Here is a 15,577-nt window from a genome sequence, read left to right as displayed (position 1 = left end):
GCAAGTTATGTGCCAACATGGGAAAATGCCCCTATTGTTTACAAAAGGTGCATTTTGCCTGCTTTCTCACTCTGTAAGATGCCCATTTTTCGGCATCTGCATATTCTTAAGTTTATACTGCAAGGTTTGTCGAGGGATGTTTAAGGCAGTGGCGGTTTGCTTAATATTGCCGCCATGCTTTGCTAAAGCCTCTTGAATCAATGTCTGTTCATACCATGCGACTTGGCTTTTTAACGAAGAAAGCTGTTGACGTTGATCCATTTTCTGCTGGCGTAAGTGAGAAGGAAGATACACAGGGGTCATCTCTTTTGCTTCGTTTGGCATCATGAGAACGGCATGCTCAATCGTATGTTTTAATTCTCTCACATTCCCAGGCCAATGATGGGCCATAAACAGTTGTTTTGTTTCGTCAGAAAGGCAGGTGACCTGTTTGGAAAACTGATGGTGATAAGTTTCAATAAAATGGCGGGATAGTAACTCTATATCTTGTTTTCTCTCTCTAAGTGGCGGGATATGAAAAGATGAAACATGCAGTCTATAGAATAAATCTTCTCTTAGGAGTTGCTTTTTCATAGCTTCAAACGGATTTACATTCAAAGCAGCAATGACTCTGACATCTACCTTTACTGCTCCCGCATCACCAATACGGCGAACAACTCCATCCTCTAAAACACGCAATAATTTCGCCTGAAGTGTTAGCGGCATCGCTTGCAGTTCGTCAAGAAAAAGGGTGCCACCATCAGCTAATTCAAAGAGACCTTTGCGATCAACTGCCCCTGTATAGCTTCCTTTGACAGACCCGAACAACAGGCTCTCAAGTAACGATTCCGGAAATGCTGCACAGTTTTGCGGGATAAACACTTGATCTTTACGGTCAGATTCATTGACTATCGCCTGAACCAGCACTTCTTTTCCTGTACCTGTTTCCCCGTACACGACAACAGACGATGAATAGATAGCTGCTTTTTTTGCTTCTTTGAGCATTTGCTTTAATGCTGGGTCATTTGTTAAAAAAGAAGAAAAATCGTGCATTCGATCTTTCTCAGTCATCCTTCGTTTCTTTTGGTCGAAACGACTGGAGAGCGCCGACAGCTTGGATACATCTTTTGCCACTTCTACTGCTCCTATTAACTTTGTGTCTTCTATGATCGGCAATGTCGTGTTGACGGTTTCAATTTTTTCACCATTTTTATTCAAATACGTTTGTAAAGAATGATAAACCGGCTTCCCTGTCCTTAGCACATGCATAAACGTACTTGTTTTTTCAGTTAATGATGGATACACATCAAGAATATATTTGCCGATTACCTCTTCCTTGTCTAAACAGTCAAACTTAGCTGCATTATGGTTGTAGAAAATCGTCACTCCGTGATCATCAACGACGTGAATCGCTTCATCGATGGCTTCTAAAATCAATTCAAACCAATCCGCTCTTTTGACATCTTTCCCCATCTCTCCCCCTCACTTTCAGTGCCCAAAAATCAGCATCTATTGCCCAATTTTTTGCTGCTTGATCATGCTGATGCGGTTCATCTATGCTTTTCACGTTTCGCTTCTTCTTTTGAATCTCCTGCTTTTTTTCAAATCTTGATCTAAAAAAGCACCCCTCTTATAAGGAGTGCTTCCGCCCTGACAATTGATAAAGAGACATATTAAATTCGTGAAGCGATTCCATGTATAACGGGACAATCGGCTTTCCTTCTTGGAATAAAGCAAATTGGGCAGGGTATAGCTTAATCGGCTGATGATAAAATGCAAATAATTTGACTACCTCTAGGGCAATACGGCAAAAGGTATGATGCACAAATAAATAAATATCCTGTTTCCACTTAAAAAGACGGCGATTTGGCGGGCTGAATTCTGGGGATGCTTGAATGATTTTGCCATCATCAAACGCCTGCAATAGATCATCGGATATGCGATAAATTTCCTTTTGGTGAAATTGAAAATATTGAACATCTCGTTTTGAATAAAATCGTCTTTTTTTCTGATCTTCAATATAATAAAATGTTCTTCCATTATCTGCGGTGACTACTGTATAATTTGGCACTGGTAGCGCACCTTTTACCTCATATTTCATCACACATAACAAAGGAACACGAATCGCACGCCCATGCTTTTCATTGATCCATCGCCGATTAATCGAATAAAGCTTCTCACGAGCCAGTTGAAAATAAGCACCTTCTTTTTCAATCACGGTCCCGTCAATTACATCATACGGCATACTTGAAAACATGTGATGAAAGGAGCTAGGTGTTTTGTACGTTGTATCGAGAACATCTTTTAATGGATAAAATGCAGCAAACTGATTTAACCGCATCCAAAAAACAGCATCTGCATGATGCCAATGCTTCGGCTCATCATCCCAATATTGCTCGAATTTCTCATATACGAAAGGAAGCAAACGCCTTCTGTGCATGACCGAACAGTGATCAACTTGAAATGACGCATGCTCTAGAATTTGTTCCGCTTCACGGACAAAAGTCATAGTTTCCACTAGATGCTTATCAACATGGACCACACGCTGTGAGGAATAGACGATATCTATATAAGGCTTTGAACGAAAAACATCCACCATTTTCTGCAAACGATCATTGTGATATAGTGTATCATCGGTTAAATAACAAATAAGCTCACCTGTTATACGTGTTAAAGCTTCATTAATAAGCGTCGCATAACGTACGGTGACAAGTCGCTTTGCAGGTGGAACGCTGTGTGGATACAGTTGAATGCGTTCATCGGCTAAAAATGGTTCGATCTTTTTCATTGTTTCTGGCTCGGAACCATCATCCATAATCAAAAGCTCCCACTGTTGATACGTTTGTTCCATCATACTTTTTAGCACACGATCAATGAAATCAGGCTTATTGTAGCTTGTTAAAATCACCGATACCTTCATAATCATTTCCCTTTAAATTAGATTAAAAAGCACCCCAACTGACAATGTTCGCAAAAGGAACGCTCACTCTTTGCTGATTTGTTGCATTCTTAAAAACAGCCACTGTATCAAACAATTGCACAACTATCACATTTTGAAGCACATCTCCATTTACTAAATGAACACGCGGCAGCGGAATACCAAGCTCCAACCAAGGACGCAGCAATTCTTTGATCTCCGATGCGCTTTCTTCTCCATTTTCTTCCAAAAGACATAGAAGAAGCAAAATGAATATAACTTCAAGCACTCCTTCAGCTTCTAGTAATTCTTCGTTCCAGTTATTTAATAATTGTTCAAATTCCATTTAAAATCCCTCTCTCTTTTCATTTAATCTTTACTAGAGTATGAGGATTACATCATTTAGTCTCAGCATTTGAAAACATTTTTGAAAATGTGTGAAATGATTAAATAAAAAAACAAGGAATAAGCATTCTGCTTATACCAAAAAAAAGTGAACAGCATATACATATTGGTGTGTTTGAATTGATGAAAAAGGAGGGGGAGGAATGAGCATTAATCGTGCCGAGTTAAAAAAAGAACTATTAAAAATAATCTTCAAACCACTTGGTCATGCTTTAACAGACAATCTCGAAGAAGGAGGAGTACTTGTGGAAAATAAATTAAACGATTTATTAAGCGAAGTAGCATCTGAAGCATTATTTTCAAATGATGCTTCAACACTCGATGTCTCTCGACCAGCAAGATGGATTTTCGCAAGACTTGCACCAGGCACAGTCATTAGTATTGTGACAGACTCTGGAGACTTAATTGGGCCAGTTCAATTTGTATCATTCAATGCTTCAGTTGGGATCGTTTTTGTCACACAGGAAAGCTCTGTTACGCCTACAGGCTCTGCCACAACTCTATTAGATGTTGATAAAGTTGAAAGTGTTACGTTCACATCTTAATGTGATGGGGCTGTTATGAAGCTTCTTTATATCAGTTCTGGCTATGGCGGGATTTATCAAACATTTGATCGTTGGATAGAAGAAAGCTTCATTGATTCACCTTTTTCATTTTTACAGATTGAAAGAGAATCTCTGCTGGCGCAAATTCACAAAGTCCGGACATTTTCTCCGGATTTTGTTTTCATGATGATCGGTGATTATGTTCCAAAAGAAGCGCTCCATCAATTCAGACAAGAAAAGATACCTGTCGTATTGTGGATGACAGAAGACCCTTTTTATACAGATGTGTCAGCCATCTGTGCACATGATGCACAAATGATTTTAACGATTGACGAAGGCGCATTACCTTTTTACAAACAAATAGGTGCTAAATCTACGCACTACTTTCCCATTCCGACAAATACACGAATATTTCAGAAGAAAGTGGCGCAAGCTGAGACGTACACCTATGACATTACACTCGTTGGTTATCCTTATCCAAATCGCATAAAGGCAGTAGATGCATTGTTAAGTCAACGTAAATGGCGTATTCTAGTTGCAGGAAATAAATGGCACATCCATTTAAATAAATCACGGAGAATATATCGTGATCTGACGCTTGAGACCAATTGGTTGAGTCCTCATCAAATGGCCGAACTTTATCATAGGTCAGCAATTGTTCTTAATCCGCACAGACCCGCTCAATTTGCCTATAACCGAAACAAAGCAATGATTCAAAACAAGAGTCTGAACAACAGAGCTTTTGATATTGCTGCTAGTGGAAGTTTTCAGTTGACAGATTTAGAGCCCCCAGATGCTTTTTCAAGCTTCGTATTTTACAAACAAGAAGATGACTTGATCGAACAAGTCGAATATTATGTATCAAATGATGAGATAAGAAGGTCTATATCCTCGAAAAATTATGAGCAAGTGGTCAGTTGGAATACATTTGATACACTGCCTTACAGATTATATGAAATGGTCAAAAGCGCCCTATGATCGGGCGCTTTTCTTGTACAATTGAATTTTAAACCATATCTTCCAAATTGCGTCTTGCCAATAACACTTTTTCTGCTTGATTCAAGTCTGTCTCATTATTTACGACTAACGAATTTGTTTGATCCATCATATATGCTCCAACAAATCCTTCTAACAAGGAGTGAACACATTCCTTTGCATAATGAGCATGAAAAGCATACACAGCACCATTTAAGCGACCATACGTATAAGGATGCTCATGCTTTGGAAGGAAAAAGTAATGGTTGTCTTTATACAAAGTCGCCTCATTGTTGTCATGCAGTATCCATGTTTCATTCGGATTTTCTAGCGCCTCGGTAAAAGATGCCGTACAATCATACCCTCCCTCTACAAGAAGCTTCAAGCATCTCTCAATATCTGATGGCTGCCTGAGAGGAGACTTTGGGTGTAGATACAATACAATGTCAAATGTCTTCCCCTCTCTTTCTAAGTAAGCAAGTGCATGCTTGACTGCCAGTAACGAAGGTGTTTGTTCAGTCAGATGCGAGTCCGGCAGTTCTATAACGTTTGCTCCATAGTAGGACGAAATGATGTGAATATTCACATCCTCTGAGGAAACGATGATCTCATCTAACTCGACCATTTGGAGTAGCGGCTGGATCGTCCAATAGATGAGCGGCCGATGCGCCAATAAACGGATATGTTCATAATGTTGATCTTGCTTCTCTCTAAAAGCTGGTATCAAGGCTAAAATACGCTTTCCCCTATACATGTATTCTCTTCTCCCCTCGCTCATAACTCAATGTTTCACGAAAAAGCTCCCTCTACTTTTTCAATTGTCATCGAGCTGATGGCAGTATTGAAGCTTTGCTGACTTCCGTTCTTTCTATTTTTTCTTCTGTCTCTCCATATTCTATTAAAAATACAACCGGAAAGTTATAATCTGTTTACCTAATTTATGTATAAAGTGGTTCTTTTCCTCAAACGTCAGACATTGTTTCACATATGATGCAAAGTAGAGAAATGAGAGTTGGGGGATTAGATATGTCCAAACAGATAAAAACGAGTATGAAGACCTTTTTTCGTGACAAAACCATTTTAGTCACAGGAGGCACGGGATCAATCGGCCGGCAAATCGTCAAAAAACTAACGAAATGTTCTCCAAAAAAAATGATTGTATTCAGCAAAGATGACAGCAAACAGTACATGATGAAAAATGAATATGCAGAGCATCCAGAGGTCGTATTTGCTCTTGGGGATGTTCGAGATGCCAGCCGCGTCAGACAGCTAGTGAAAGGTGTTGACATCATCTTTCATGCAGCCGCCTTAAAACAAGTCCCAACATGTGAAGATAACCCGTTTGAAGCGGTCCAAACCAATATTATCGGCGGGCAGCATGTCATAGAAGCAGCGATTGAACATGAAGTAAGTCATGTTGTCAACATTTCAACAGACAAAGCAGTGGCTCCAACTAATGCAATGGGTGCAACAAAATTGATTTCAGAGAAACTTTTTTTCCAAGCAAACGACAGTATTCCAAATCAAAAAACTAAGTTTTGCTCCGTGCGCTTTGGCAACGTACTTGGATCAAGAGGTTCTGTCATTCCCATCATGCTCGAGCAACTGTTAAAAGGAAAACCTCTAACCGTGACAGATCCAGTCATGACACGTTTTTTCATGTCGATTGAAGAGGCTGTCTCTCTCACGATTGAAGCAGCGATGATGATGAAAGGCGGAGAAACATTTATTCTCAAAATGGAGTCATTACAGCTTGCAGATTTATTGAAAGCTTTTCACGAGTATGCTGAACAAATCAAGGTCGCAGTCCCAGACATTCTTGTCGTCGGGAAAAGGCCAGGAGAAAAGCTTCACGAGGAGCTGACATTTCCACACGAGGCAGAGACACTATACGAATATGAACAGTTTTATGCCATATTACCAAAACCAGACTTGCATCCAACTTTTCAAAAAGTGGAACTGACCCATTACACGTCAAAAGAAGCGCCACTCATCACAAAAGCAAAGCTATTTCATATTATTGAGCAATTACATCACACCCATCATAAAAAATAAAAAATCGTCACACGAAAGCATCTGCTTTCCATGTGACGATTCTTTGTTTATAGATCATTCAAACATATGTTTCAAATGGCCATAGCCCTCTTTTTCAAGATCTTCCTTTCGTATAAATCTAAGAGCGGCAGAATTAATACAGTAACGAAGACCGTTTGGTCCTGGGCCATCAGGGAATACATGACCAAGATGAGAATCAGCCGTTTTACTACGAACCTCCGTCCGAACCATGCCATGACTCGTATCTACTTTCTCTTCTATTTCTTGCTCTTCAATCGGCTTAGTAAAACTTGGCCAACCACAATGTGCATCAAACTTATCTAAAGAAGAAAATAACGGCTTTCCTGAAATGATATCTACATAAATGCCTTCTTCTTTGTGATCCCAATATTCATTTTGAAACGGCGGCTCTGTGCCATTATTTTGTGTCACCTCGTATTGCATACGATTTAATTCTTGGACACGCTGCTTTTTTTCATTTTCCATTATTTATCACTCCAATGTGATTGAATAAAACCTGCTCTTCCTGAACCGACATGATATCGTTCGTAGTGAAGTTTGTTCTTTTTATAATAATGCTGATGATATTCCTCAGCAGGATAAAAAGGTCCAGCGTCTAAAATTTCTGTCACGATTGGTTTTTGAAAAATTCCGCTTTGACTCAGCTTTTCTTTAGACTTCTCTGCAAGCTCTCGTTGTTTCTCATTATGCACATAAATCGCTGTACGGTAAGATTCCCCTCTGTCACCAAATTGACCTCCATCATCCGTTGGATCAATTTGCTGCCAATACAGTTCTAATAGCTTCTCATATGGAAAAACTCCAGGGTCAAATGTAATTTGAACCGCTTCTCTATGACCAGTTGTATTTGTACATACTTCCTCGTAGGTCGGATTCACTGTATGTCCGCCAGTATACCCTGATTCCACTTTGATAATGCCTGGCTGCTCATCAAAAGGCTTCACCATACACCAGAAACAGCCTCCGGCAAATGTGGCTAATTCTTGTTTTTCAGACATAATAGTGCCCCCTTCATTTAAAAAATGGTATCATCATATTATAACATGATAAAAAATAATGAAAATGATACGACTTATTTGCCTAAAATCAGAAGATCACAGTTAAAGTTCGTATCTTACTATATAATGGGGGTTTAATGAGTTGGAACAAAGAAAACAAATGATGTATGAAATGGATAATTTACTGAGAACCGTATTTAAGCAGATTCGTTATGAAATTAACAGCCTGCTCGAAAACGAATTATCTCGGAATGAATTTCTCATATTAAATCTTCTTCGTGAACAAGGTGCGAAAAAAGTGACGGAATTCGCTTCGATTCTTGGGGTGTCAGCAAGCCATATTACAGCAGTGACCGACACACTTGTTGAAAAAGGCTGGATCACGCGAATTCGTTCTAAAGAGGATCGCCGCATCATCAAAATCCATTTAACCGATAAGGGAAAGGAAATTACTGAGCATTTTGAGAAAAAGAAAACTGAATACTTTATGGAGCGCTTTGAATCATTTGATGATGAGGAACTCAAAACGATGATCAAATTATTCAAAAAGCTTGATAAAAGTCAAAAGGATGAAGCATAATTTCTAGCGCTTAGGACAAGCTAGGGAAAAAAGAGGTGTTTAGAAAACATGACAAGCCCATATCTTTGTCCAAACTGTAAAACAAACAGAACGCGCTTTAATCTCATTCAACAGCTTTCGGAACCTGTGAAGCTTGATCCTGCAACTGGAGCAGTAGTAGAAACGTATGAAAATGATCAGCTCTCCCCTTTTCATATGAGCTATCAAGGTCCTCACATGAAAGTACAATGTGGTGTGTGCGGTTTAATCGAGGATGAAAAAACGTTCATTAAGCTTGCTGAATATCATCCATATTCCTCTCCTTCTTAACATGCTGGTCTGACGGAAAACGTCAGGCTTTTTGTTTGTTTATATTGCCTATACAGATCGTCCTTTTGATGCATATGCTACAAAAACAATACCGTTTGAGAAAGAAGGGGATTTGATATGCAGCAGCTCTTTGATGCGAACGATTTTCAGTACAATCAATCTTCCTCGATTCCTGGTGAGAAGACCAAGCTGCATGAGACTTCTCAGAAAGCCATCATCCGAATTCTTCACGCTGCACCCGATCTAAGTGAGCTCGCTGTATATGTTAACGCTCAGCCTGTATCTAAGAAAATCCTTTATGGGAAGCTGACAACTTATATGGAGTGGGAAGAAGGACTATATGAAATAGAAGTTTTCCATCTTGTCACCAAAGAAAGAATTCTTTTTTCGCGCATGGCTTTAATGGGAAGCGAGATTTACACATTATGTATAACAGGGGTTCATACAGGTCTTGCACTACTGACAGAGTCCAAAAGCAGTCTCATCAAACAGAATGAACTGGCAGCACTAACATTTGTCCAGCTTTCTCCAGACCTCCCTTACATTGATATATATGAGCGAGATCAAGGCTTATTATCAAAGGATCTTGGTTATGTGATCAGCAGTCAAGTTCATCATTTCTCACCGAATAAATATCATTTTGAACTAAAAGCATCCGGTACAAACAGTGTGTTGCTTGATATCCCTAAAGTCCATCTTCAAAAAAACCGTGCATACCTCATTTTTCTTCACGGCTTTGCTAATGGAGACCCAGAGCTAATGGCAAAGGTTGTCTTAGCTGGTCAAACGTAAAAAGAGCCTTTTCCTATTGGAAAAAGCTCTTTTTATGATGCGTCTTCTGCTTTTTCATGTTTCTGAAAATCAAAAGCAAGGATCATGAGACCTAAAAATAGTGCACAATAGGCAATATTTAAGTAGAACTGATCGATATTTCCCGCTTTTAAATCAATGGCAGCAGTGATGCCAAAGTATGCAGCAAATAAAAGCGACAGCAAACTAAAATATTGATAGACTCGCTTCATGATTTCACCCCTATCTAGCACATTCTATTGTTGTGGATGATAATATGAAAATTCAATTTTATCATTCTCAAGATCAATTTTGTTCGCTTTGACATACATTTCATTTGTAAGAGGCATCTCTGAAAGGCGAACCTCAATGGTTTTTTGATCTGGTTTCACATGAACAAATTCAGGCAGTTCATAAAACTGACCCATATAACTTAAAACAAAACTGATCGGAATGCTCAAATGACCAATTGAAAAGTCATCCACTTTCAGTAAGACGTCTCCATTATCTTCAACAGTTGGTGTAAATGACACATTAGCATTAATAGTTGAAGAGAAGGCTTTAATCGCTCCTGTCACTTTCACATCTTGATCAATCTCCACATGAAAGTCAGGGGTATCACTTGATCCTTGATTTTTCAAGTAATCATTGACAAAGCTGGTCAGTGACTCCTTTGAGCTGGAAATGTTAAAAGAATACTCACTTTTTGCTGCTTGCTTTGAAGCTGATTGATCACCCGGCAGCAACACTAGAATACCACAGGCGAGAACAATGATTAAATTGATTGTTAATAAAATAAAAAATAAGCTTTTCCATTTTTTCATATTTTCACCCTATTCCTTCGGCAGTCCTTCTTTTTTCACTTCTGAGAATAAACGATTTGCCATAAGAGAATATCCCTTTTGGTTTGGGTGGAAATCATCATCTGCCAGTAATTTTTCACCAGATTTCTCTTCAAATAGATCAGCTACATTGACCATATCTGCATTGCCGTCTTTTTTTAATTCTTTCTTTGCAACTGCATTCCAATCTTTAACGACTTCATCAATATCTCTTAGCTCAGACAGACTGAACTTAAAAGGATTATACATGCTTACGTACATGATCTTGGCATGATCATTATACTCTCTTAATTGAGCAAGAATCGTTTTAAACCGTTCTTCAAAAGGACCTTGCTCTTTTTGAAAAGGAGCAAAAGTCAAATTAAGCACATTTTGACGAACAACGTGCATTAAGTCATTGCCACCTATTGTAAAGAAAATATAATCGGCGTCTTTCAGCCCATCTTGAACCTTTTTTTCTTTTAATCTTTTTAATAAATCTACGGTTCTACTGCCTTTAATGGCATAGTTTTTTAATGTAACAGACTGCACGCCATCCACAGCTTCCATCTTATCTGCCGTGATGCCTGCATATCCTTTTTTATTCAGATCTCCAATCCCTTCTGTTAAGGAATCTCCGACCGCTGCAATAGTAATATGTTCTTTTACTTTTGGTGTGTCTTCTAGTTTATCCTTTATGCCAGCCTCTTTGGCAGAGCATGCAGAAAGAACAAAAGCTAGAGACATCACAATGAAAATCAAACGAGCCTTCAAACGATGATGTCCCTCCTTTTTCTGATTAAAAAAGTGTATCATGTTTTCGCTCATTTGAACATCAATATGCTAGCTGCGGCTTAATGTTTTTATGTCGTTGATGATCTCATCATAAGGGGGATTTTGCACACCATCATAATTTTTCATGACCTTGCCTTCTTGATTCACAAGGAAAAACAAAGATTGATGAATGACTTGGTCTTCATCTTCTGGTTTCTTCACGATGGTTTTAAAACTTTTCATGGCGAATTTTTCGATAGCTGACTGAGAATATCCGGTAAGGAAATCCCAATTTTCAAAGGTTAATGGATATGCTTTAGCAAATGTCTTTAACTTCTTCGGTGAGTCAACCTCAGGATCTACACTGAAAGATATGATATGTGCATCCAAATTTTCTGCTTTCAATCGCTTTTGCAGTTCTGTCATATGAGCGGTCATCGGCGGGCAGATGGTTTTACAGCTTGTGAAAATAAAATCTGCAACCCATACTTTTCCCTTTAAATCATCGAGTGAAACCTTTTGACCATCCTGGTTTTGGTACTCAAACGGCTCTATTTGGTAATTTAACGCATCTTTGATTTGTCCATTCGAACATGAGACTAAAAGAAGCACGCTGATCATCATCAGCGTACTAAGGAAAGCCCCCCTTTTCCAATACATGATATGCACATCCCCTTTTTCAATCAATCGGTATAAAAAGTAAAGCCTATTGCTCCCTTCCCTGTATGGCAGGAAATTATTGGTGTTGTGTAGGCAATATCAATGGGTACATCAGGTGTATGATCAAGAATTGCTGTTTTGAGCTTTTCAGCTAGTTCTAATGCATCAGCATGAGCGATTCCAACTGCCTGAACAGTCTTTCCTTTCACTGCCTGAACATACTGTTTGGTTAAATAGCGGACGAGCGCTGAATAACTTCTGACATTCGCTTCAGGAGTGTACACCCCATCTGTCAGACTTGCGATTGGTTTAATATGAAGAAGTGAACCAATAAGCGCTTTCCCCCTCCCAATTCTTCCTCCCTTTACTAAATTTTCTAATGTATCAATTGTGACATAAAGCTTTGTTTCATGACGAATTCGTTCTACTTCTCTTAGGATGTCCTCTCGGCTTGCCCCTCTTTTTGCAAGTTCCGCTGCCTTGGTCACTTGAAACCCTAGTCCCTGTGAAATAAAAGTAGAATCAATGACAGTGATGTTTCCATCCACCATTTTAGAAGCGCTTTCAGCAGTTTGAACGGTTCCACTCATCCCACCAGTCAAATGAATACTAATCACTTCGCTGCCATCTGCCGTCAGTTGTTCATATAATTCAACAAATTGACCGATTGCAGGTTGAGATGTTTTAGGTAAATCGTCAGCCGCCTCCATTTTTTTCAAAAATTCATCAGGCTGTAAATTCACTCTGTCGATATAATCTACTCCTGAAATTGATATATTAAGCGGAATCACGTGAATAGAAAGCTCATTTATTTTCTCTTTCTGAAGGTCCGCAGTTGAATCTGTTACAATTTTTATTTGTTTCACTATCGTCTCATCCTTGTTGTCTTAGTCTTTACCTTTGATAATACCTTATTTCATGTATTCTTGAAAACAACTCTCAGAACGTTTTTGAAATTGTCACAATTTCCGCTCTTCATATAAAAAATCCTTGCCATAGCAGTCCTTTCACAAAGACTGCTAACTCTTTGACAAAGATTCCAACTTACGCATTGTGTTTTAATGTAGGCTGCTGATAAATCTGTTCATAAGTGCTCCACTTGACGTTACGTTTCAAATTCTCTCTGAAAGAGTACACATTCCTCTTTCCTTTAGATACATAGATTTTTTTCAAGAAAGATTCAAGCCGAAAGGTGAGCATGAAACAATATGTCTCATCTCCCCTAAGAACAGGTACTTCTGTTACCTTGATTTGAGCACCATCCATTCGTCTAAAACATATTGTTTTGAGCAGCACAAACGATCAATCCTCTTTTCCAATATATCTTTTAAGCCTAAATCAATAGGTGGAATAAATCTTGATCTTTATTTACTTCAACATAGTGGAAACCCTTTTTGTTCATTCTTTCGATCAGCGCCGTATAGTCATCTCTTTCTTTTAATTCGATGCCAACAAGCGCAGGACCTTTGCTTCGATTATTCTTTTTTGTATATTCAAAGCGTGAAATATCATCATTTGGCCCTAACACTTCATCTAAAAATTCCCTGAGAGCTCCTGCTCTTTGCGGGAAATTGACAATGAAATAATGTTGAAGACCTTCATAAATCATTGAACGCTCTTTTATTTCTTGCATTCTGCCAATGTCATTATTTCCCCCACTGACAATACAGACAACATTTTTGCCTTTTATGTCCTCACGATGCGCATCTAAAGCCGCTATCGGCAGGGCTCCTGCCGGCTCAGCTACAATTGCACATTGATTATACAGCTCTAAAATGGTTGTACAAACTTTCCCTTCTGGTACAAGACTAATTTTATCTACAACGGACTCAAGTGTCGTAAACGTCTTCTCACCAATCCGCTGAACCGCTGCTCCATCAACAAACTTATCAATTGAATCAAGTGTCACAACCTTACCCTTTTCATGGGAAGCATTGAGTGAAGCAGCGCCAAGAGGTTCGACAGCGATGATCTCGGTTTCTGGTGCAATATTTTTGATATATGTACCGACACCTGATAAAAGACCTCCGCCCCCGACACTTGCAAATAAAAAGTGAGGCTCTACTTCAATATCATTTAATATTTCTACAGCCGTCGTTCCTTGTCCTGCCATGACGTCTAGATCATCAAAAGGATGAATAAATTCACGCTTCTCTTCATCCCCGCATTTCACTGCTTTATGATATGAATCATCAAAGGTATCTCCGGTTAAAATAATCTCAACATATTCTTTTCCGAAAAGCTCTACTTGAGATACTTTTTGTCTTGGTGTGGTGGCTGGCATGAAAATTTTCCCATGAATACCTAAATACTTACAAGAATACGCAACTCCTTGTGCGTGGTTTCCCGCACTCGCACAAACAATGCCGTTTTCGAGTTTTTCTTTTGGGAGCTGGCTCATTTTATTAAAAGCGCCTCTTAATTTAAAGGAACGAACTACTTGAAGATCCTCTCTTTTTAAGTAGACATTACATTCATATCGTTCAGAAAGTCGCTCATTTTTTTGAAGCGGTGTATGAATGACTACATCCTTCAAATTTTGATGGGCTTTTAAAATGTCTTTCACTTGAATTAACGTGTTTTCTTTGAGCAACGGTTTCATGTACAAGATCCTTTCTCTTTAACTTTATTTAATTTGTCATTATAACATGAATATTCAAAAAATAAACCGATAGATCACGGTTCTATCATCAATTTCATGAACTTTATCGTTTTTTTATGCAATCGTTCCATTTGGGTGTTATAATTATACCAATAAGAACCAAAAAGAAAGGAAACACCACATGGCAAATTGCCCGTTTACCCACATATATGGAGAACATCATGATATAAAGCATGCAATCCATTTGGCAAAACAATTTACCAATAGCCGATTACCCGTTTTGATTACAGGAGAAATCGGAACAGGAAAAACACTGTTTGCTCAAGAAATGGCGAAAGCCTCTCAAATTATACTTGAACACATTTATTGCCCAAACATCAATGAAGAAATTTTACAGAAAACATTGCATGAAAAAGCGATCCAAGTCCTCTATTTAGATGAAGTCAGCGCATTAAGTTTTCCGATGCAGCATCATGTCATTCGTTTTCTAGAGACTTCAAATGAAACAAAAATCATTGCTTCTTCGTCTTTATCCTTAGAGGCACTTAGAGTCTCATCTACTTTTTTACCCGAACTGTTTTATCGACTCAATGTCCTTCACCTGTCCATTCCATCTTTAGCAGATAGAAAAACCGATATTCCCGTTTTAACAACCGCTTTCTTCCAAGAGCTTGAATTACATCCTGACATTGATCCAAGTGTTTGGGATGCCTTTGAGCAATATCCATTCGAAGGCAATGTACAAGAACTTAAAAATATCATTCATTATGCTGGAGCGATTCTCGAAGGAGATACTGTTTTCTTACATCACTTGCCTCCTTTTGTATTATTGCCTCATCACACCACTGTAAAAAAGAAAAAAGAAGAACATCAGCTAACACTTATGGAAAAACAAGAGTTTATTTTTTTACTTGAAACCACTAGAGCGCTGAATGAAAAAGGGGAAGCAGCAAGCAGGCGAATTTTATCTGAATTAAGCAAGCAAGGTGATATCCCGCTGACTCCTCAGCAGGTCAGAAGCCGTTTGGATGACCTTGAAAGAAAAACTTATGTGACAAAAGGGAGAGGCAGGGCCGGAACAAAAATCACACTTGAAGGTCTCTCATTCCTCAAGTCGCTCGATAGTTGTATACCGGTTCATTAAAGG

20 protein-coding genes are annotated in these 15,577 nt (G+C 38.7%); 7 read left to right on the top strand and 13 right to left on the bottom strand.

Annotated features, from left to right (window positions below; genetic code table 11):
* Positions 1–66: 66 nt before the first annotated feature.
* The 3 genes from ABVJ71_RS02820 to cgeC form a co-directional block, all read right to left on the bottom strand.
* The gene (locus ABVJ71_RS02820) at positions 67–1,452 is read right to left on the bottom strand and encodes a sigma 54-interacting transcriptional regulator (RefSeq protein WP_353855508.1); all 1,386 of its coding nucleotides are present in this window, start codon (positions 1,450–1,452) and stop codon (positions 67–69) included.
* Positions 1,453–1,609: 157 nt separating this feature from the next.
* Positions 1,610–2,905, bottom strand: coding sequence for a glycosyltransferase family A protein (locus ABVJ71_RS02815; RefSeq protein ID WP_353855507.1), 1,296 nt, complete (start codon positions 2,903–2,905; stop codon positions 1,610–1,612).
* 16 nt (positions 2,906–2,921) lie between these two features.
* Complete coding sequence (cgeC, locus tag ABVJ71_RS02810) at positions 2,922–3,242, bottom strand: spore maturation protein CgeC (protein ID WP_353855506.1); 321 nt, start codon at positions 3,240–3,242, stop codon at positions 2,922–2,924.
* Positions 3,243–3,444: 202 nt separating this feature from the next.
* On the opposite strand from cgeC, the gene ABVJ71_RS02805 reads away from it, so the two are divergent.
* Together ABVJ71_RS02805 and ABVJ71_RS02800 are read left to right on the top strand one after the other, a co-directional pair.
* Positions 3,445–3,846, top strand: coding sequence for a hypothetical protein (locus tag ABVJ71_RS02805; RefSeq protein ID WP_353855505.1), 402 nt, complete (start codon positions 3,445–3,447; stop codon positions 3,844–3,846).
* Between the two features lie 15 nt (positions 3,847–3,861).
* Complete coding sequence (locus ABVJ71_RS02800; protein WP_353855504.1) at positions 3,862–4,824, top strand: DUF3880 domain-containing protein; 963 nt, start codon at positions 3,862–3,864, stop codon at positions 4,822–4,824.
* A 28-nt stretch (positions 4,825–4,852) separates the two neighbouring features.
* Here ABVJ71_RS02800 and ABVJ71_RS02795 read toward each other — a convergent pair whose 3' ends face one another.
* Complete coding sequence (locus ABVJ71_RS02795) at positions 4,853–5,575, bottom strand: acylneuraminate cytidylyltransferase (RefSeq protein ID WP_353855503.1); 723 nt, start codon at positions 5,573–5,575, stop codon at positions 4,853–4,855.
* 272 nt (positions 5,576–5,847) lie between these two features.
* Here ABVJ71_RS02795 and ABVJ71_RS02790 point away from each other — a divergent pair, with 272 nt between their 5' ends.
* On the top strand, positions 5,848–6,876 hold the full coding sequence (locus tag ABVJ71_RS02790) for an SDR family NAD(P)-dependent oxidoreductase (protein ID WP_353855502.1): 1,029 nt from the start codon (positions 5,848–5,850) through the stop codon (positions 6,874–6,876).
* Between the two features lie 54 nt (positions 6,877–6,930).
* On the opposite strand, the gene msrB is transcribed toward ABVJ71_RS02790, so the two are convergent.
* Together msrB and msrA are read right to left on the bottom strand one after the other, a co-directional pair.
* Positions 6,931–7,362, bottom strand: coding sequence for a peptide-methionine (R)-S-oxide reductase MsrB (msrB, locus tag ABVJ71_RS02785; RefSeq protein ID WP_353855501.1), 432 nt, complete (start codon positions 7,360–7,362; stop codon positions 6,931–6,933).
* On the bottom strand, positions 7,362–7,895 hold the full coding sequence (gene msrA / locus ABVJ71_RS02780) for a peptide-methionine (S)-S-oxide reductase MsrA (RefSeq protein WP_353855500.1): 534 nt from the start codon (positions 7,893–7,895) through the stop codon (positions 7,362–7,364). Before msrA ends, msrB begins: the two co-directional genes overlap by 1 nt.
* Before the next feature lie 142 nt (positions 7,896–8,037).
* On the opposite strand from msrA, the gene ABVJ71_RS02775 reads away from it, so the two are divergent.
* The 3 genes from ABVJ71_RS02775 (at position 8,038) to ABVJ71_RS02765 (ending at position 9,576) form a co-directional block, all read left to right on the top strand.
* Positions 8,038–8,475 (top strand): MarR family transcriptional regulator, encoded by a 438-nt coding sequence (locus ABVJ71_RS02775; RefSeq protein WP_353855499.1) that lies wholly within the window; start codon positions 8,038–8,040, stop codon positions 8,473–8,475.
* A gap of 48 nt (positions 8,476–8,523) precedes the next feature.
* Complete coding sequence (locus tag ABVJ71_RS02770) at positions 8,524–8,784, top strand: DNA alkylation repair protein (protein ID WP_353855498.1); 261 nt, start codon at positions 8,524–8,526, stop codon at positions 8,782–8,784.
* Positions 8,785–8,901: 117 nt separating this feature from the next.
* On the top strand, positions 8,902–9,576 hold the full coding sequence (locus tag ABVJ71_RS02765) for a DUF4397 domain-containing protein (protein WP_353855497.1): 675 nt from the start codon (positions 8,902–8,904) through the stop codon (positions 9,574–9,576).
* 32 nt (positions 9,577–9,608) lie between these two features.
* Here the strand turns inward: ABVJ71_RS02765 and ypmT are convergent, their stop codons facing one another.
* The 7 genes from ypmT to ilvA form a co-directional block, all read right to left on the bottom strand.
* Positions 9,609–9,806, bottom strand: a complete 198-nt coding sequence (gene ypmT, locus ABVJ71_RS02760; protein WP_353855496.1) for a protein YpmT — start codon at positions 9,804–9,806, stop codon at positions 9,609–9,611.
* 24 nt (positions 9,807–9,830) lie between these two features.
* A complete protein-coding gene (locus ABVJ71_RS02755) occupies positions 9,831–10,397 on the bottom strand; it encodes a YpmS family protein (RefSeq protein ID WP_353855495.1) in 567 nt (188 codons plus the stop codon).
* 9 nt (positions 10,398–10,406) lie between these two features.
* The gene (locus ABVJ71_RS02750) at positions 10,407–11,168 is read right to left on the bottom strand and encodes an SGNH/GDSL hydrolase family protein (RefSeq protein WP_353855494.1); all 762 of its coding nucleotides are present in this window, start codon (positions 11,166–11,168) and stop codon (positions 10,407–10,409) included.
* 69 nt (positions 11,169–11,237) lie between these two features.
* Entirely contained in the window at positions 11,238–11,828 is a 591-nt protein-coding gene (locus tag ABVJ71_RS02745) for an SCO family protein (protein ID WP_353855493.1), read from the bottom strand.
* Between the two features lie 23 nt (positions 11,829–11,851).
* The gene (locus tag ABVJ71_RS02740; RefSeq protein WP_353855492.1) at positions 11,852–12,694 is read right to left on the bottom strand and encodes a DegV family protein; all 843 of its coding nucleotides are present in this window, start codon (positions 12,692–12,694) and stop codon (positions 11,852–11,854) included.
* A gap of 178 nt (positions 12,695–12,872) precedes the next feature.
* On the bottom strand, positions 12,873–13,124 hold the full coding sequence (locus ABVJ71_RS02735; protein ID WP_353855491.1) for a YpmP family protein: 252 nt from the start codon (positions 13,122–13,124) through the stop codon (positions 12,873–12,875).
* A 37-nt stretch (positions 13,125–13,161) separates the two neighbouring features.
* A complete protein-coding gene (gene ilvA / locus ABVJ71_RS02730; RefSeq protein WP_353855490.1) occupies positions 13,162–14,430 on the bottom strand; it encodes a threonine ammonia-lyase IlvA in 1,269 nt (422 codons plus the stop codon).
* A gap of 244 nt (positions 14,431–14,674) precedes the next feature.
* Here ilvA and ABVJ71_RS02725 point away from each other — a divergent pair, with 244 nt between their 5' ends.
* The gene (locus ABVJ71_RS02725) at positions 14,675–15,574 is read left to right on the top strand and encodes a sigma 54-interacting transcriptional regulator (protein ID WP_353855489.1); all 900 of its coding nucleotides are present in this window, start codon (positions 14,675–14,677) and stop codon (positions 15,572–15,574) included.
* The last annotated feature ends 3 nt before the right edge of the window (positions 15,575–15,577 follow it).

The sequence above is a fragment of the Bacillus sp. Bos-x628 genome (assembly GCF_040500475.1).
Lineage (GTDB): Bacteria > Bacillota > Bacilli > Bacillales > Bacillaceae > Bacillus > Bacillus maqinnsis.
This window is presented reverse-complemented; position numbering and strand designations above follow the sequence as displayed.